Origin of the sequence: Streptomyces sp. NPDC001852, assembly GCF_042891825.1 — a bacterium.
In the GTDB taxonomy this organism is placed as follows: Bacteria; Actinomycetota; Actinomycetes; order Streptomycetales; family Streptomycetaceae; genus Streptomyces.
The window spans coordinates 17,975-35,532 of the sequence record NZ_JBIATN010000036.1; the positions used below are offsets into that span (position 1 = coordinate 17,975).

15 protein-coding genes and 1 pseudogene are annotated in these 17,558 nt (G+C 72.8%); 2 read left to right on the plus strand and 14 right to left on the minus strand.

Annotation, left to right across the window (positions count from 1 at the left end; translation table 11 throughout):
• Positions 1 to 107 precede the first annotated feature (107 nt).
• From ACFYZB_RS40170 to bldG, 6 genes are all read right to left on the minus strand, one after another.
• Entirely contained in the window at positions 108 to 305 is a 198-nt protein-coding gene (locus ACFYZB_RS40170) for a hypothetical protein (RefSeq protein WP_388766867.1), read from the minus strand.
• Positions 306 to 674: 369 nt separating this feature from the next.
• Entirely contained in the window at positions 675 to 2,195 is a 1,521-nt protein-coding gene (locus tag ACFYZB_RS40175; protein WP_388766870.1) for a methyltransferase, read from the minus strand.
• Positions 2,196 to 2,485: 290 nt separating this feature from the next.
• Entirely contained in the window at positions 2,486 to 3,109 is a 624-nt protein-coding gene (locus ACFYZB_RS40180) for a small secreted protein (protein ID WP_388766872.1), read from the minus strand.
• A 242-nt stretch (positions 3,110 to 3,351) separates the two neighbouring features.
• Complete coding sequence (locus ACFYZB_RS40185; RefSeq protein WP_388766874.1) at positions 3,352 to 5,754, minus strand: sodium-translocating pyrophosphatase; 2,403 nt, start codon at positions 5,752 to 5,754, stop codon at positions 3,352 to 3,354.
• Between the two features lie 272 nt (positions 5,755 to 6,026).
• Positions 6,027 to 6,470, minus strand: coding sequence for an ATP-binding protein (locus ACFYZB_RS40190; protein WP_388766876.1), 444 nt, complete (start codon positions 6,468 to 6,470; stop codon positions 6,027 to 6,029).
• A gap of 203 nt (positions 6,471 to 6,673) precedes the next feature.
• On the minus strand, positions 6,674 to 7,015 hold the full coding sequence (gene bldG, locus ACFYZB_RS40195) for an anti-sigma factor antagonist BldG (RefSeq protein ID WP_010986038.1): 342 nt from the start codon (positions 7,013 to 7,015) through the stop codon (positions 6,674 to 6,676).
• 83 nt (positions 7,016 to 7,098) lie between these two features.
• Between bldG and ACFYZB_RS40200 the strand changes: the two genes are divergently transcribed.
• Positions 7,099 to 9,660 carry a DEAD/DEAH box helicase gene (locus ACFYZB_RS40200; protein ID WP_388766878.1) on the plus strand — a complete coding sequence of 854 codons (2,562 nt, stop codon included), beginning with the start codon at positions 7,099 to 7,101 and terminating at the stop codon, positions 9,658 to 9,660.
• 243 nt (positions 9,661 to 9,903) lie between these two features.
• Here ACFYZB_RS40200 and ACFYZB_RS40205 read toward each other — a convergent pair.
• From ACFYZB_RS40205 to ssd, 7 genes and pseudogenes are all read right to left on the minus strand, one after another.
• A pseudogene (locus ACFYZB_RS40205) lies at positions 9,904 to 10,281 on the minus strand (Rv3654c family TadE-like protein); the annotation flags it as partial.
• Positions 10,278 to 10,634 carry a TadE family type IV pilus minor pilin gene (locus tag ACFYZB_RS40210; RefSeq protein ID WP_388766879.1) on the minus strand — a complete coding sequence of 119 codons (357 nt, stop codon included), beginning with the start codon at positions 10,632 to 10,634 and terminating at the stop codon, positions 10,278 to 10,280. The pseudogene ACFYZB_RS40205 and the gene ACFYZB_RS40210, both read right to left, overlap by 4 nt.
• Positions 10,635 to 10,656: 22 nt before the next feature.
• The gene (locus ACFYZB_RS40215) at positions 10,657 to 10,863 is read right to left on the minus strand and encodes a DUF4244 domain-containing protein (RefSeq protein ID WP_388766881.1); all 207 of its coding nucleotides are present in this window, start codon (positions 10,861 to 10,863) and stop codon (positions 10,657 to 10,659) included.
• A gap of 97 nt (positions 10,864 to 10,960) precedes the next feature.
• Positions 10,961 to 11,740 carry a type II secretion system F family protein gene (locus ACFYZB_RS40220; protein WP_388766883.1) on the minus strand — a complete coding sequence of 260 codons (780 nt, stop codon included), beginning with the start codon at positions 11,738 to 11,740 and terminating at the stop codon, positions 10,961 to 10,963.
• Positions 11,737 to 12,582: a type II secretion system F family protein gene (locus ACFYZB_RS40225; RefSeq protein WP_388766935.1), complete on the minus strand. Its 846-nt coding sequence runs from the start codon at positions 12,580 to 12,582 to the stop codon at positions 11,737 to 11,739. The genes ACFYZB_RS40220 and ACFYZB_RS40225 overlap by 4 nt, the downstream gene beginning before the upstream one ends.
• 7 nt (positions 12,583 to 12,589) lie before the next feature.
• The gene (locus ACFYZB_RS40230) at positions 12,590 to 13,804 is read right to left on the minus strand and encodes a TadA family conjugal transfer-associated ATPase (protein ID WP_388766886.1); all 1,215 of its coding nucleotides are present in this window, start codon (positions 13,802 to 13,804) and stop codon (positions 12,590 to 12,592) included.
• Positions 13,801 to 14,907 carry a septum site-determining protein Ssd gene (ssd, locus tag ACFYZB_RS40235; RefSeq protein ID WP_351210312.1) on the minus strand — a complete coding sequence of 369 codons (1,107 nt, stop codon included), beginning with the start codon at positions 14,905 to 14,907 and terminating at the stop codon, positions 13,801 to 13,803. The genes ACFYZB_RS40230 and ssd overlap by 4 nt, the downstream gene beginning before the upstream one ends.
• A 592-nt stretch (positions 14,908 to 15,499) precedes the next feature.
• Here ssd and ACFYZB_RS40240 point away from each other — a divergent pair.
• Positions 15,500 to 16,330: an HAD family hydrolase gene (locus ACFYZB_RS40240; RefSeq protein ID WP_388766888.1), complete on the plus strand. Its 831-nt coding sequence runs from the start codon at positions 15,500 to 15,502 to the stop codon at positions 16,328 to 16,330.
• Between the two features lie 375 nt (positions 16,331 to 16,705).
• Here ACFYZB_RS40240 and ACFYZB_RS40245 read toward each other — a convergent pair whose 3' ends face one another.
• On the minus strand, positions 16,706 to 17,530 hold the full coding sequence (locus ACFYZB_RS40245) for an oxidoreductase (RefSeq protein ID WP_388766890.1): 825 nt from the start codon (positions 17,528 to 17,530) through the stop codon (positions 16,706 to 16,708).
• Between the last annotated feature and the right edge of the window lie 28 nt (positions 17,531 to 17,558).

Consider the following 17,558-nt stretch of genomic DNA (forward strand, 5'->3'; position numbering starts at 1 on the left):
ACCGCCATTCCTGCCGCCCGGACTACCGGGTACCCACGTGAGGCATGTCCGGAGCGTGACGCTCCCCTTGCGCCGACGGCATGATCCCCGCCGGGCGCCCGCCGATGTCAGAGGCGGGTCAGGCAGTAAACGCCGAGGGCCAGCGCGACCGTCCCGGCCACGCTCGCGAGGGCCGCCGATGCGACCTGGTTCACACCGTGGGCCACCGGCTCGCGACGCCTGAGGCGGGTACTGGTCCAGGCCAGGAGAGCGCCCCCGAACAGGGCGAACACCACTCCCGCGAAGATCGCCGGCCCGCTCTCCATCCCCCGCCCACCTCTTCCGTGCCGTCCGGCTCTGCCCGCGCCGGGAGACTGGCACGCACGGGAGGCGGATCGGGGACGGGAGGGCGACATCGAGGTGAACGAGAGGCGGACGTGACATCGAACACAAAATCGAATAACGCCGGGATGGTCGCGGCAGGCATATTTTTCCGGCCGTTTTCCCGGCATCGGCGCGTCTCTCCGCCCGCCGCCGCTCCGCACCTGCCCGCGCGCGGCCCGCACCCCGGCATGCGACGATGATCCGGACGCGGCCCCCCAGGCATCGGGGCACGGCTACGACCGCACCCGTACCGGGCCTACCTCACCCGACCCAAGCCGCCGTAGCCCTGCCTCCCTGCCGCCCCGTCCCGCTCAGCGCGACGGCTCGAGGAAGCCCTGTTCCACCAGCACACGGATCTGCGCGGGCGTCCGGTCCCGGAGCACCACCGGGTCCTCGTCCATCAGCTGGGCGATGGCGTCGAGGATGCGGCCCGCGCTCAGCGTGCCGTCGCAGACGCCCGCGAACCCGGCGCCGACCGTGTCCACCTTCGTGGCCCGGCGCATCCCGCGGTGCTGACGCAGCACCACATGCTCCGGGTCCTCGGCGCCGGGCAGCCCGACCTGTTCCTGGACCACCTCGGCGGCGAGCTTGAAGTGACTGTGGAGCAGCGCCGCGTCGTCGTGCTCGCGGAGATAGTCGAGACGCTCGAAGTGCGCCCGGATCGTGTCCCCCAGGGGCTGCTCGACCGGGTGCGGCCACTCCTCCACCGTGACGACGGGCTCGGCGGAACCCGTCCGGCGCAGGGTGATCCAGCCGAAGCCGACCGCCTTGACCTTGCGCGCCTCGAACTCGTCGAGCCAGGCGTCGTAGCGAGCCTGGTACTCCGCCGGATCCCCGCGGTGGTCACCGGCGTCCCTCAGCCACAACTCGGCGTACTGCGTGATGTCCTGTACCTCGCGCTGCACGATCCAGGCATCGCACCCGCGCGGCACCCACGACCTGAGTCTGTCCTGCCAGTCCTCCCCCGCTACGTGCTGCCAGTTGGCGAGGAACTGCGCGAACCCGCCCTCGTTCAGCCGTTCCCCCGCCTGCTGAACGAGCGAGCGGCACAGATCGTCCCCGCCCATGCCGCCGTCCCGGTACGTGAGGCGGGCGCCGGGCGAGATGACGAAGGGCGGGTTGGAGACGATCAGGTCGAAGGTCTCGTCGGCCCGGACCGGCTCGAACAGGGAGCCCTCGCGCAGGTCGGCGGCGGGCGCGCCGGAGAGCGCGAGGGTGAGCGCGGTGATGTGCAGGGCGCGCGGGTTGAGGTCGGTCGCCGTCACGCGCGTGGCGTGCTGGACGGCGTGCAGCGCCTGGATGCCGGAGCCGGTGCCGAGGTCCAGGGCGGACGCGACCGGCGTACGGACGGTGATGCCGGCGAGGGTCGTGGAGGCGCCGCCGACGCCGAGTACGACGCCCTCGTCGCGCTGTCCGATACCGCCCGCACCGCCGACCGCGCAGCCCAGGTCGGAGACGATGAACCAGTCCTCGCCGCCGGGGCCGCCGTAGGGCCGTACGTCCACGGTGGCGGCCACCTCGTCGCCGCCCACGCGCGTGAGCCACCCGGCCTCCAGCGCCTCCTCGGCCGGCAGAACGGCCGCCACGCGCGCGTGCGGCACCGGCTGCTGGAGCAGGAACAGCCGCACGAGCGTCTCCAGCGGCGTGTCGCCACGGGTCGCCCTCAGGGCGGGCACGGTCTCGCTGCGGGCCAGCGCCGCGTACGCGGGGGCACCGAGCAGCTCCAGCAGCCCGTCGGCGGTGAAGGATGCGGCCAGCAGCGCGTCACGCAGGCGCGCGGCGATGTCGGTCCGGTCGGAAGCGGGCAGGGAAGCGAGTCCGGAGTCAGTCACGCCCCCATTGTGGCCCGCGGCACGCGCCGTACGCGGCCTCAGCACGCCTCACCGACGCCGCGCGCCACACGTCACCGACGCCGCTCGGCGCGCCTCACGCCCCGGCCCGGACACGTCCCGCCGGCCCCTGCCGCAGGGCGACCCGCCCGGGCCGCCCTGCGGCAGGCCCACAGACCACGAGCCACGGTCCCGAGCCGCCGGCCACGATCACGCGGCCGTGGGCTGCCGGCCGTGGGCCGCGCCCCGAGGGCCGTGCATGAGCCGTCGGCCGACAGCCGGGAAGCGTCCCGTCAGCCCGCCGACGGCGACGACGAAGCCGTGGCCGCGACCTTCTTGCAGCTGGCCTGCTGGGCGATGGCGTTCTTGACGTCACCCTGCTGGAGCTTCTCCAGCGCGTCGGTACCGCTCTTGTGCTGCTTCTCCAGGTCCGTCATCTGCACCGCGATGTCGTGCAGACCCGAGGCGAACTTGGCCTGGTCCTTGGTGTTCAGCGCGTCGACCTGCTTCTTCAGGCCTGCGTAGGAGGCGGAGAGACCGTCGAAGCTCTTCACGACGTCCTGGAGCCGCTTGGCGCCGTCCTGGACACCGGGAGGCGCGCCGGCGTTGCTGACGGCGGTGGCGATCGCCTTGTAGCCGTCGGCCATGTCCTGGAAGGCCTGCGAGTCCGTCTTCTGGAGGGTCTCGGGCTTGGCCGTGTCGGCGGCCGTCGTGCTGATCGCCGCGTTCGCCGCCTTGATCTTCGCGTCCTGCGCGGGCACCGCGTCGCACACCGACTTGGCCCAGGCGACCAGCTTGGGGTCGGGCCCCTTGTCGCCGCCGCTGCTACTGCTGCATCCCGACAGCGCCGCCACCAGTACCGCACCGCCGGACAGTGCGGCCGCGAGCTTCTTGTTCACCGGATCGGTCCCTTCCATGGCTCTCGGCCCACGGACCCTACACGGCGGACCCACACCCTCCACTCCCCGAACGACCCCTGAAGCACCCTTTGTGAGCTTTTACACCATGGGAGAGAAGGCTCACCACGTGGGCGAGCCCACAGTCGCGCCCACAGACGCACCCACACAGCGCCCACAGAGGGAAGCGGGCGGGCGGCGCGCCAACACGCGCCGCCCGCCCACCCGTTGAGCAGGGCCTCTCGAACAGGCCGAAAGTGCCGCTACGAAACCACCGCCGTGTTCGCCGAGTTGGCGACCCGCTCGGTGCTCTCCTCGTCGCCGACGGCGATTCCGCGCCGCTTGGAGACGTACACGGCGACGACGATCACCAGGAGCGCGAGGAGCGCGACGCCGATCCGCACGCCCAGGTTCTTGTCGCTGCCGTAGGAGAACTTGATCACCGCGGGCGCGATGAGCAGCGAGACCAGGTTCATGACCTTCAGCAGCGGGTTGATCGCCGGTCCGGCGGTGTCCTTGAAGGGGTCGCCGACGGTGTCGCCGATCACCGTGGCCGCATGGGCCTCGCTGCCCTTGCCGCCGTGGTGGCCGTCCTCCACCAGCTTCTTGGCGTTGTCCCAGGCGCCGCCGGAGTTGGCGAGGAACACCGCCATCAGCGTGCCCGCACCGATCGCACCGGCGAGGTAGGAGCCGAGCGAGCCGACGCCGAGCGTGAACCCGACGAAGATCGGCGCCATGACGGCGAGCAGACCCGGCGTGGCCAGCTCCCGCAGGGCGTCCTTGGTGCAGATGTCGACGACCTTGCCGTACTCGGGCTTCTCGGTGAAGTCCATGATCCCGGGCTTCTCACGGAACTGCCGCCGCACCTCGAACACGACCGAACCCGCCGAACGCGACACGGCGTTGATGGCCAGTCCGGAGAAGAGGAAGACGACCGCCGCGCCCGCGATGAGACCGACGAGGTTGCTGGGCTGGGAGATGTCCAGGGACAGGCTCAACGGCGCGCCCGGCCCGGTGAGTTTCGCCCCCACGTCCTGCACGTTGGTGGTGATCGCGTCGCGGTACGACCCGAACAGCGCCGACGCGGCGAGGACAGCGGTGGCGATGGCGATGCCCTTGGTGATGGCCTTGGTGGTGTTGCCGACCGCGTCCAGGTTGGTGAGCACCTGCGCGCCCGCGCCCTCGACGTCGCCGGACATCTCGGCGATGCCCTGTGCGTTGTCGGAGACCGGGCCGAAGGTGTCCATGGCGACGATCACACCGACCGTGGTGAGCAGGCCCGTGCCGGCCAGCGCGACCGCGAACAGCGCGAGCATGATCGACGTACCGCCGAGCAGGAACGCGCCGTACACGCCGAGCCCGATGAGCAGCGCGGTGTAGACGGCGGACTCCAGGCCGAGCGAGATGCCGGACAGGACGACGGTGGCCGGTCCGGTGAGGGAGGTCTTGCCGATGTCCCTGACCGGGCGGCGGTTGGTCTCGGTGAAGTAGCCGGTCAGCTGCTGGATGACGGCGGCCAGCAGGATGCCGATCGCCACCGCGACCAGGGCGAGGATCCGCGGGTCGCCGTCCTTGCCCCTGATCGCCGCGTCCGTCACCCCTTGCAGGGCGGAGTACTTCGAGGGCAGGTAGACGAAGACCGCGACCGCGACCAGCACGAGGGAGATCACCGCGGAGATGAAGAAGCCGCGGTTGATCGCCGTCATCCCGCTGCGGTCGGCGCGCCGCGGGGCGACCGCGAAGATGCCGATCATCGCGGTGATGACTCCGATCGCGGGCACGAGCAGCGGGAAGGCGAGTCCCGAGTTGCCGAAGGCGACCTTGCCGAGGATCAGGGCGGCCACCAGGGTCACGGCGTACGACTCGAACAGGTCGGCCGCCATGCCCGCGCAGTCGCCGACGTTGTCGCCCACGTTGTCGGCGATGGTCGCGGCATTGCGCGGATCGTCCTCCGGAATGCCCTGTTCGACCTTGCCGACCAGGTCGGCGCCGACGTCGGCGGCCTTGGTGAAGATGCCGCCGCCCACACGCATGAACATGGCGATCAGGGCGGCGCCGAGGCCGAAGCCCTCGAGCACCTTCGGAGCGTCGGCCGCGTACACCAGCACCACGCAGGAGGCGCCCAGCAGGCCGAGCCCCACCGTGAACATGCCGACGACGCCGCCCGTGCGAAATGCGATCTTCATCGCGATGTGCGAGACGGTGGTGAGATCCTTTTGCGGTTCGCCCGGTCCGGGGGTGGCTTCCCGGGCCGCCGCTGCGACCCGCACATTGCTGCGCACGGCGAGCCACATGCCGATATAGCCGGTGGCCGCCGAGAACGCCGCTCCGATCAGGAAGAACACCGATCGTCCGGCACGCTGATTCCAGTCGTCCGCGGGCAGCAGCATGAGCAGGAAGAAGACGACGACGGCGAATGCGCCGAGCGTGCGCAACTGCCGGGCGAGATACGCCTTCGCGCCTTCCTGGACCGCCTCGGCGATCCGCTTCATGCTGTCGGTGCCCTCGCCCGCGGCCAGCACCTGGCGCACCAGGATCCCCGCGACCACCAGTGCGGCCAGGGCAACTGCCGCGATGACGGCCACGATGATCCGGTTGTCACCGGTCAGGACTGCGGCTGCGAGGGATGTGGGATGACCCGATTGAGGGGTAGAAAGCCCCGCCATTCGTCCTCCTTGACGCTTGGGCTGAGCTCAAGATGTGGGGATTCTAGGTACCTCAGTGTGATCTAAACAGGGCGCGGTAAACGGAATTCGCCTCCGCCGACCCATCGGCAAATGATCGAGATGCCACCCGACCACCCGAATGGAGTAACGCCCTCAGGGCATTTTTAATGATCGTGAATTTCTTCACGAATTCGGGTGAGCGCACGTTCGTGCTGGAAAAACACGGAGGGCCCTGCTCGGCAGGGCCCTCGTGAAGTGGAGTACGGCGACGATCAGACCAGTGCCGTGGCCGACGGCGTGGCCGGCGGCGTGGCCGGCCAGGTCATGCGGATCAGGCCGCCGTCGTGCCCTGTGGTGACCTGGACGTCGTCGACGAGGCCGCTGATGACCGCGAGGCCCATCTCGTCCTCCTCGACCTCCGCCTCGCCGTCCTGCGCGGCGCCGGGCGTGTCGCCCGGGACGGCGTGCGGCGCCTCGTCGCCGACCTCGATGGAGAACTGTTTCTCCTCTTCGATCAGCGCCACCTTCACGGGCGCGCTGATGCCGCTGTTCTGGTGCAGTCCGACGGCACGGGAGCAGGCCTCGCCGACGGCGAGCCGGACCTCGTCGAGGACGGCCTCGTCCACTCCGGCCCTGCGTGCCACCGCGGCCGCCACCAGTCGGGCGGTCCGGACGTGCTCGGGCAGCGCGCTGAAGCGGAGTTCGACGGTGGCCATGCATCCCCCTCGCGACTACGGGCGTGCGGTCGGGGGCGGGGCCGCCGAGAGCCCGCACCCCCTGCTGTGCTTCTGTGCCCCGGGCCGCTTCAGGGCCCGGGGGCGGAACCGGCCGACGCACCGGCCCGGAACGCGGCAGGCCGGACGTGACCGGCCGACGTCCGGGCTCCGAGGGGAGCCCGGCGCCGGTGACCGGTCCAGAGTCAGTCGGTGGCCGCCACCGCTTCCTCGACCGAGGTGTGGATCGGGAACACCTTGGTGAGGCCGGTGATACGGAAGATCTTGAGAATGCGCTCCTGGTTGCACACCAGGCGCAGCGAGCCCTCGTGGGCACGCACTCGCTTCAGGCCGCCTACCAGCACGCCGAGCCCGGTGGAGTCGAGGAAATCCACGCCCTCCATGTCGACGACGAGGTGGAAATTCCCGTCGTTCACCAGCTCGACCAGCTGCTCGCGCAGCTTGGGCGCGGTGTATACATCGATTTCGCCACCGACCTCGACGACCGTACGATCGCCGACGGTACGGGTCGACAGGGACAGGTCCACGGATCCTCCAGCACCTTGCTATCGAGCGGTCGCCCCAAAAGGACACCTCGGCTTGCGGCCCCAGGGACGCATCGCCAGCCGCGATGGCATTCAATCACTTACCGGCAGGCGTGCACGACGCCTTGGCTCCATTGTCCGTCACGCCAGTGACACACTCGGTGCCGATGGCCAAGAATCTCCGATCCGATCGATCCCCGGCGGACCCGGCGTCCCGCCCGTCTCCGGGCGCGGTCCTGGGCCGGCTCGCCTCGGGGCCGAGCCGGTCTGCGCGCATCACTCATACGGAGCACTTGCCCCCGCGCGCGGGCCGCCATGCCGTCTGGCCTGACCGAATCCGCTCCGAGGTGATCGCGGCCGTCCAGGCGTGCGGCATCGAACACCCCTGGGCGCACCAGGCGCTGGCCGCCGAGCACGCCCTGGACGGCGATTCGGTGGTCGTCGCCACCGGCACCGCCTCCGGCAAGTCCCTCGCCTATCTGGTGCCCGTGTTGTCCACCCTTATGGACGGCGCCGAGGCTCCGAACGGCCGAGGGGCCACCGCGCTCTACCTCGCGCCCACCAAGGCGCTCGCGGCGGATCAGTGCCGGTCGGTGAAGGAACTTTCACAACCGCTCGGCACCTCGGTGCGCCCGGCCGTGTACGACGGCGACACCCCGTTCGAGGAGCGCGAGTGGATCCGCCAGTACGCCAACTACGTCCTCACCAACCCCGACATGCTGCACCGCGGGATACTCCCCTCCCACCCCCGCTGGTCCTCCTTCCTGAAGTCCCTCAAGTACGTCGTCATCGACGAGTGCCACACCTACCGGGGCGTCTTCGGCTCGCACGTCGCCCAGGTACTGCGCCGACTGCGTCGGCTGTGCGCCCGCTACGGCGCCTCGCCCGTCTTCCTGCTGGCCTCGGCGACCGCCGCCGAGCCCGCCGTCGCCGCCCGTCGGCTGACCGGCCTGCCGGTGACCGAGATCGCCGACGACGCCTCCCCGCGCGGGGAGCTGGTCTTCGCCCTGTGGGAGCCCCCACTCACCGAGCTGCACGGCGAGCGGGGTGCCCCCGTACGGCGGACGGCCACCGCCGAGACCGCCGACCTGCTGACCGACCTGACCGTGCAGGGCGTGCGTTCGGTCGCCTTCGTACGGTCCCGGCGCGGCGCCGAGCTGATCTCGGTGATCGCCCAGGAGAAGCTGGCCGAGGTCGACCGCGCCCTGGTCCGGCGTGTCGCGGCCTACCGCGGCGGCTACCTCCCCGAGGAGCGCCGCGCCCTGGAACGCGCCCTGCACTCCGGCGAACTCCTCGGCCTCGCCGCCACGACGGCCCTGGAACTGGGCGTGGACGTCTCCGGCCTGGACGCGGTGGTGATCGCCGGATATCCGGGCACGCGCGCCTCCCTGTGGCAGCAGGCGGGCCGCGCGGGCCGATCCGGACAGGGCGCCCTCGCGGTCCTCGTGGCCCGCGACGACCCGCTGGACACCTTCCTGGTCCACCACCCCGAGGCCCTGTTCGACCAACCGGTCGAATCCACGGTCCTGGACCCCGACAACCCCTACGTCCTCGCCCCCCACCTGTGCGCCGCCGCGGCGGAACTCCCGCTGACCGAGGAGGACCTGGACCTCTTCGGCCCCGCCTGCCCGGACGTGCTGCCGCAGCTGGAGGCCGCGAAGCTGCTCCGCCGGCGGACGAAGGCCTGGCACTGGACGCGCCGCGAGCGGGCCGCCGACCTGACCGACATCCGCGGCGCGGGCGGGCGCCCGGTGCAGGTCGTCGAGTCCGGCACCGGCCGCCTGCTCGGCACGGTCGACGCGGGCGCCGCGCACTCCACGGTCCACGAGGGCGCGGTCCACCTCCATCAGGGCCGTACCTACCTGGTCCGTCACCTGGACCTGGAGGACTCGGTCGCCCTGGTCGAGCAGGCCGAGCCGCCGTACTCCACGGTCGCCCGCGACACCACCTCCATCGCCATCCTGGAGACCGACACCGAGATCCCCTGGGGCGCCGGCCGTCTCTGCTACGGCTCGGTCGAGGTCACCAACCAGGTCGTCTCCTACCTCCGCAGACGCCTCATCACCGGTGAAGTGCTCGGTGAGACCAAGCTCGACCTCCCTCCTCGTACGCTGCGCACCCGCGCGGTGTGGTGGACGGTCACCGACGACCAGCTCGACGAGGCCCGGATCATCCCGGAGATCCTCGGCGGCTCCCTTCACGCCGCCGAACACGCCTCCATCGGCCTGCTCCCGCTCTTCGCGACCTGCGACCGCTGGGACATCGGCGGCGTCTCGGTCCCGCTGCACCCGGACACCCTGCTGCCGACGGTCTTCGTGTACGACGGCCACCCCGGCGGCGCGGGCTTCGCCGAGCGTGCCTTCCACACCGCCCGCACCTGGCTCGCCGCCACCCGCGAGGCCATCGCCTCCTGCGAGTGCGACGCCGGCTGCCCGTCCTGCATCCAGTCCCCCAAGTGCGGCAACGGCAACGACCCGCTGCACAAGAGGGGCGCGGTGCGGCTCCTCACGGTGCTGTTGCGCGGGGCACCGGAGGAAAAGCCGGGGGAAGAGCCAGGGCAAGGGCCGAGGGAGGCGCCGCCGGGGAAGCCGGCCCCGGTGGCACGGCCGCCCGAGGACCCGGCCCCGGAGCAGGCGCCGCGCGCTTGATCATGCGCGGCACGGGTGCTTCCGGCACGGGGCTCGTGACATGGGGGCCGGCACGGGGGCTTACGGCGCGGGGGGTCCGGGGGCGGTCCTCCCGGCACGGAGGCATCCCGTACTGGTCGGCCCGGCACAGGGGCGGCTTCCCGCGCGTCCTCCCCGCGCGGGAGCTCCCGGCGCGGGGGCCGCCGACGCCGACGCCCCCTGCACGGATCCGCCCGGCACTGATCCATCCGGGACGGGTCCATCCGGTACCGGTCCATCCGGTACCGGTCCCGCGGGCCCGGCTCTGGCCCTGACCTCCGCCGCGAACGGCCCCCTCCCCGAGGCCGCCGTCACGTCCGAGGTCTCGCCGACGATCACGCACCGCACCAGCCGTACGCCCTGCGCCGCCGCCACCCGCTCGGCCCGGGCACAGGCCGCCGCGGCGCCCTCCTCCCAGTGGGCCGCCGCCGCGAGTGCCGCCAGGTCCGCGCCGCCGGCCGCCCGGTGCCGGACGACGACGGCCTGCCCCAGCGCGAGCACGCCGCCGAACACCGCGCACAGCACGGCCATCGCCCCCAGGCTCCACACGGTGGCGGACCCCCGGTCGGACTGCCGCCGACGCCTCGCCCCACCTCCCCTCACGGCTCCGCCTCCCCGGTCGCCGCGGTCTCCCCGGCCGGTGTGGTCTCCTCGGAAGGCGCGACGGCCTGTTCCCGCACCTCGAACGGCAGCCCGCTCAGCACCGGCGGTCTGGCCACCACCGTCACCCGTACCTGATCGCCCTCGCGCCCGACCGTCACCCGGGCGCCGCGCGGCGCGGCCTCCCGGGTCACCGTCACCACCGCGTCGACCGGGTCCTCACGGGCGGCGGCCCGGGCGCCGATGCGGGCGGCGTCCACGCACTGGATCTGTGCGGCCACCACGAGCAGCCCCCAGACCAGCGCCATCGTGAACGCCACCAGCACGCACAGCACCACGGCCGCCTCCGCGGTCACGAACCCTCGGTCCGCCTCTCGCTCACATCCGCGCACTGAGGGCCTTCTTCACGATGTCCTGCAGCTCCGCCCGGACCTGGCCGCTGGTGACGACCTCGTAGAGCAGCAAGGCGAACCCGACGGCCGCGATGATCCCCATCGCGTACTCGGACGTCACCATTCCGGCGTCCCTGCGGCCCTTCCCCCGCAGCCGTACCAGTGCCGCCGCTTCCTTGATCTTCCTGCGCATTCCAACCCCCGTGGGATTCATGGTCTTTGTGGTTCTCCGCGACTACTCGGCTCGCCCGTCGCCTGGGCCCGTTCGCTCTCGTTCGCTCTCGTACGCCTCACCTGCCTCCCATCACGCCGCCCGCGAGTCCGATCACTACGGGCAGCACACCGACCGCGATGAAGGCGGGCAGGAAGCACAGGCCCACGGGTGCGGAGATCAGTACGGCCGCGCGCCGGGCCCGGGCCGTCGCGGCGCGGGCCCACTGCGCGCGTGCGTCGGCGGCGAGGCGGGCGGCCGGACCGGCCGCCGGAAGCCCGGACTCGTCGGCCCGCTCCAGCAGCCGCGCCAGCGGTGCGGCGTCGGGCAGCTCTGCCAACCGCCGCCAGGCCACCGCCGGTTCACCGCCGAGGCGTACCTCGGCCGCGCCCCGCGCCAGCGCCCGTCCGACCGGCCCGTCGAGCGCCTCGCCGACCGCCTGTGCGGCGATCACCGGTCCGGCGCCGGCCGCGACGCAGGCGGCCAGCAGGTCGGCGGCCAGCGGGAGTTGGCGTGTGGCGGCGGCCGCGTCGACCGGTCCCTCCTGGCCCGCGGCCAACTCCCGGCTGCGCCACCACCGCAGCACGACCCCGGCACCCAGCCCCAGCACGGCCCCGGTCGCCCCACCGACCAGGATCCAGGCACCGCACACCGCGCCGGCCAACGGCAGCCACCGCCGTACCGCGCCCGCCGACGCGAACCGCCTCCTGGGCACCGGGACTTGCGGACCGAGCAGCTCGACCGCCCGCCGCCGTGCCCGACGTCGCCTCCGGACCAGGTCCAACCGCCGAACAGCCCAGCCGAGGGCCAGCACAACGCCTCCGACCGTCCCCATGCTGTGGACGACTTCCACGCTCACACCGCCCCCGCTCCCCGCACGATCCGCACGGCCCACCACATCCCGGCCGCTTCGAAGGCGGAGCCGATCGCCAGGCAACCGAGACCTGCGCCCGTGTGGAGCAGGACGTGGAGCGGGGCCGCGCCCATGGCCGCGCCGAGGAGCAGGCCGAGGGCGGGGAGCGCGGCGAGCAGCACCGTGGTCGCGCGGGCGCCTGCCAGCTGGGCACGCAGGTCGGCGCGCTGGTCCCGCTCGGCGCGCAGGGCCGCGTCCAGCCGGTCCAGGCCCGCCGCGAGCCCGGCCCCCTGGTCCACGGCCACCCGCCAGCACGCGGCCAGCCCGAGCAGGCCCTCGGCGCCCGGCTGCCGGGCCGCCACGGTCAGCGCGCCCGGCACGTCTCCGCCGAACCGCGCCGCCGCGACCACGGCGGCCTGCGCCTCGCCGAGCCCGCCGGAGTCCCGCGCCGCCCGCAGCAGCGCCTCGCCCGGCTGTCGGCCGGCGCGCGCCTCCCCGGCGAGGGCCCCGCACAGGGCGATCACCGCGTCCGCCCGCCGCTCCCGGGCCCGCCGGGCCTGCCCGGCCTGCCGCACCCGGCGCAGCACCGGCACTCCGGCCGCTCCCGCGACGACCGGGATCACCGAGGTCCCCAGCAGCCCGAGCAGCAGGCCGGCCGCGAGTGCCCACCACTCGGCCCCCAACCGGCCACGGAGCCGCCGAAGTTCCGCGAGGGCCTGGTCCCAGGAGGGCGGGCCCGTCGTCACCACTCCGCCGCCCGCGAGCAGCAGCCGCGCCCGCCGCATCCCGTAGTGCCGCCCGCTCAGCAGCCAGACCAGCGCGCCGAGACAGATCAGCGCCGCACCCATGGACGTCTCACCGATCACTTCCCGCACCCCTTTCCCTCGGTTCCCAGTCCGCTCCGGTGTCCAGGAGCCGCTCCAGCCGCTCCCAGCCGCGCTCCCGTACGAAGGCGCTCTCACCCCAGCGCAGGGCCGGTACCGTCCGGACCAAACCCGTGGCGTCCCGTTCCAGCACGTGCACCTCGGCGATCCGGCGCCGCCCGGACCGGTCCCGTACGAGGTGCACGACCACGGAGAGCGCGGCCGCGAGCTGGCTGTGCAGCGCGGCCCGGTCCAGTCCGGCGGCCGTGGCCAGCGCCTCCAGGCGGGCCGGGACGTCTCCGGCGGCGTTGGCGTGGATCGTGCACGAGCCGCCCTCATGGCCCGTGTTGAGGGCGGCGAGCAGATGCACGACCTCGGGTCCGCGTACCTCTCCGACGACCAGCCGGTCGGGCCGCATCCGCAAGGCCTGCCGGACGAGGTCCTCGAGGGTGACCAGGCCCGCGCCTTCCTGGTTGGCGGGCCGGGTCTCCAGCCGCACGACGTGCGGGTGGTCCGGGCGCAGTTCGGCGGAGTCCTCGGCGAGCACGATCCGCTCACCCGCCCCGACCAGCCCCAGCAGGGCGCTCAGCAGGGTCGTCTTGCCGCTTCCGGTGCCGCCGCTGACGAGGAAGGACAGCCGGGCCGCGAGCAGAGCCCGCAGGATCCGGTCGCCGCCGGGCGGCACCGTGCCCGCCTCGACCAGTTCCTCCAGCGTGAACGCCCGGGGCCGTACGACCCTGAGGGCCAGGCAGGTGCAGCCGACGGCGACCGGGGGCAGTACGGCGTGCAGCCGGGTGCCGTCGGGCAGCCGGGCGTCCGCCCACGGCCGGGCGTCGTCCAGCCGGCGTCCGGCCACGGCGGCCAGCCGCTGCGCGAGGCGTCGTACGGCCGCCGCGTCGGGGAAGGTCACAGGGGTCAGCTCCAGGCCGCCGCCGCGGTCCACCCACACCCGGTCGGGGGCGGACACCAGGACGTCGGTGACGTCCGGGTGGGCGAGGAGCGGCTCCAGGGGGCCGGTGCCGACGAGTTCGGACCTGAGCTGCCGGGCGGTGCCGAGCACTTCGGCGTCGCCGAGCACCCGGCCCTGCTCGCGCAGGGCCTGGGCCACACGCGCGGGGGTGGGTTCGGCGCCGCTCTCGGCCAGCCGGCGCCGGACGCCGTCGAGCAGCGTGGCGCCGTCCGCGCGGTCGAGTCCGGGGAAGGTCATCGGGTGCCTCCGGCCTCGACCAGCGCGCGCTCCCAGAAGTTCACGCAGAAACGGGCGAGCGGGCCACGACCGGTCGCGCCGGGCGGTTTCGCACCGCCCGGCGGCCGCAGCAGCGGCGGGTCGACCGGCACCTCGCCGGCCAGCGGCAGGCGGAGCAACCGGGCCACCTCCTGGTCGTCCAGGCCGGGTGCGTACGGCCCGCGTACCGCCACGCGCAGGTCGCGCACGACCATGCCGACGGCGGAGGCGACCCGCCCGGCGGCGGCGACCGCGCGCAGTTCGGCGGGGACGACGAGCAGTGCCAGGTCGAGCTGGGCGAGGACTTCGGCGACCCCGTCGTCGAGACGGCGGGGCAGGTCCACCACGACCGTGCCGCCGCGTCGGCGGGCGGCGGCGAGCACCGCGCGCACCGCCTGCGGCGGGACGGCGACGCAGTCCCCGCGGTCCCAGCTCAGCACCCGCAGGGAGTGCAGTTCGGGCAGCGACTCCTCCAGGGCGCCGCCGCCGACCCGGCCACGGGAGGCGGCGAAGGCGGGCCAGCGCAGTCCGTCGGCGCTCTCGCCACCGAGGAGTACGTCGAGTCCGCCACCGAGCGGATCGGCGTCCACGAGGAGGGTGCGCAGTCCCTCGCGCGCGGAGGTGACGGCGAGCGCGCACGCGAGCGTGGAGGCGCCGGCCCCGCCCCGGCCGCCGATCACCCCGACGGTGAGGGCCGGGCGGCCGACTCCCTCGACGACGTCGGCGATCCGGTCGACCAGCCACTGCTCGCCGTCGGGGAGCATCAGGACGTGGTCGGCGCCGATCTCGACGGCGCGTTGCCACACCCCCGGGTCGTCCTGGTCACGGCTGACCAGCACCACTCCGCGCCGGCGCGTGGCGCCGCCGACCCGGCGGGCGGCGTCGTCGCCGACCAGTACCAGCGGGGCCGCCTCCCAGCCGTCGCCGTGTTCGGGGACGCCGTGGTGGACCTCGGGTGTGGCGCCGGCGGCCGCGCACAGGCGCAGCAGGTCGTCCAGGAGTTCGGCGTCCTCGGTGACGATGAGCGGCCTGCCCGGCCGGTCCGGGGAGCCGGGCGGCGGGTCGTGGGTGACGGCTGCGGTCACGGGTGTTCCCCCTTCGCTGCGTGGGCCGCGCAGCCCCTGCGGCCACGCGATTCCCAAAGGTGTGAAGAACCGTCAAGCGGCCCCCCATATGAACGGCCGACAGAAACCGGCCATAGGCGCTGCGGCAATCGGAACCGGCCATGAACTCGCCGCGGCCGAGCGCGCTGGAATCACGGTGCAGCGATCCGCGAAATCATGTGGATCTTGGTCGAAAACTGTGGACAACTCCCGGACTGTGAATATCACCGTCACCCATACCGGTGACCCGTGTACCGACCCCTGTGCGACTTCCACAGAGCAGCGCGACGATTACCCCGAGTAACGGATCATGGGCGCGCCGAAGCGGCGGCCGCGGCGGCATCGCGCCTGCCTGCGGTCGCACGAAAAAAGGGGGAAGGAGGGAGAAAACCGCCCGGACATGCGACGACCCCCGCCGGGGGGGAGAGCGGGGGTCGTCCCCACGGCCGACTCGGGGGGGGAGGAGTCGGACCGGGTTAGCACGGTCGCGAACGATCCGTGACTTCCATGGTGTACCCGAGAGCCCTCTCAGGCAAACCCACGCGCCCCACCTTACGCCGAATGGTGGGCGCCTATGCTCTGGGGCGTGGAAAACCACTCCTTGCCCCGCGCAGCAGCCTTCTTTGATCTGGACAAGACGGTCATTGCGAAGTCGAGCACGCTCACCTTCAGCAAGTCCTTCTACCAAGGCGGGCTGATCAACCGCAGGGCCGCGCTGCGCACCGCATATGCCCAGTTCGTCTTCCTCGTCGGCGGCCTGGATCACGACCAGATGGAGCGCATGCGCGAGTATCTGTCCGCTCTGTGCCGCGGCTGGAACGTGCAGCAGGTGAGGGAGATCGTGGCCGAGACCCTGCACGATCTGATCGATCCGATCATCTACGACGAGGCCGCCTCCCTCATCGAGGAGCACCACACGGCCGGCCGGGACGTGGTGATCGTGTCGACCTCGGGCGCCGAGGTGGTCGAGCCCGTCGGCGAACTGCTCGGCGCGGACCGGGTGGTGGCCACCCGCATGGTGGTCGGCGAGGACGGCTGCTTCACCGGGGAGGTGGAGTACTACGCCTACGGCCCGACCAAGGCGGAGGCGATCCGGGAGCTGGCCGCGTCCGAGGGCTACGACCTCGAGCGCTGCTACGCCTACAGCGACTCGGCGACGGATCTTCCCATGCTCCAGGCGGTCGGGCACCCGCACGCGGTGAACCCGGACCGCGCCCTGCGCCGCGAGGCCCTCGCACGCGGATGGCCCGTTCTGGAGTTCCGTCGACCCGTCCCACTGAAGAAGAGACTGACCACGTTCCCCGTGCCGCCCCGTCCCGCACTGGTCGCGGCGGCGGCCGTAGGAGCGGCGGCCGCGACCGCCGGCCTCGTCTGGTACGCCAGCCGGCGCCGCAGCACCGCCTGAGGCCCCCGCTGACGCCGGAACACCGCCCGGCCCGCGTCCGTTTACGCCTCGTTTGAAGCGAAAAGTAAAGAACCGGAGGCAGGGGTTTCGCTTCCTGCGGGCCCGCGGTACAAAGACCTTAGGCCCGCGAGACCAAAGGACATCCGAGAGGATCCCCTACCACTACGCAGTTGGCCCCACGGACCATGCATGGACAACGGGCACCCACGCGACGTCGACCCGTCGATTACGGGCCAGCCGCACCAGGTGACGGGCAAAGTCCCCGACCTGATGGGCAGATATCGAGGACGCTTGGTAACCCGGTGGACATGCCAGCGGCGGTACGAAGACTCGTACCGCCGCATTCATGTCCGGGGAAGCCCCCGGGACGCCTTCTCAGGCCGCGCCGCGCTGCAGCGCCTCGCACACCGCCGTCGACTCCCGCGCACCCAGTTCGATCGCCCTGCCGCAGTGCGCGATCCAGGCCGCCATGCCCTCGGGGGTGCCGGAGACGTATCCCTCCAGCGCCGCCAGATAGGAGGCGCGGCCCAGCTCGGCGTGGCCGACCTCGGCCGGACAGATCGACTTCGGGTCCAGGCCGCTGCCGATCAGCACGATCCGCTCGGCCGCGCGCGCGACCAGGCCGTTGTGGGACACGAAGGGCCGTAGCGCGAGCAGCTCGCCGTGCACGACGGCGGCCGTGACCAGCGCGGGTGCGGACGTCCCGGCGATGATCAGGTCCGCGAGCCCCTCCAGCCGGCCGGAGACCTCCGCCGCGTCCGGCAGCGGCAGCTCGATCAGCGGTTCGTCCACGGTCTCGCCGGCCTGGCGCGGCCTGCCGACCTCGTCACCCTTGCTCGCCGCGGCCACCAGGTGCAGCCGGGCCAGCACCCTGAGGGGCGACTGCCGCCAGATGGAGAGCAGCTGTCCCGCCTCGGCCGACAGCCTGAGGGCCGCGCCCATGACGCGCGCCTCGGCGTCGCCGCCGAAGTCGGTGCGCCGCCGTACCTCCTCCAGGGCCCAGTCGGCCCCGGACAGTGCCGCGGAGCCGCGGGCGCCGCGCAGGGCCGCCTCGGAGGTGATCTCGGTGCTGCGGCGCCGCATGATCCGGTGTCCGTAGACCCGGTCCACGGCCTTGCGCACGGATTCCACGGAGTCGGCGACACCGGGCAGCGAGCCCAGGGCCGCGAGCGGGTCGGCGTTCGCGCCTGTCGTACTCATGAGTACGACCCTACGCACCGCAGGGGCC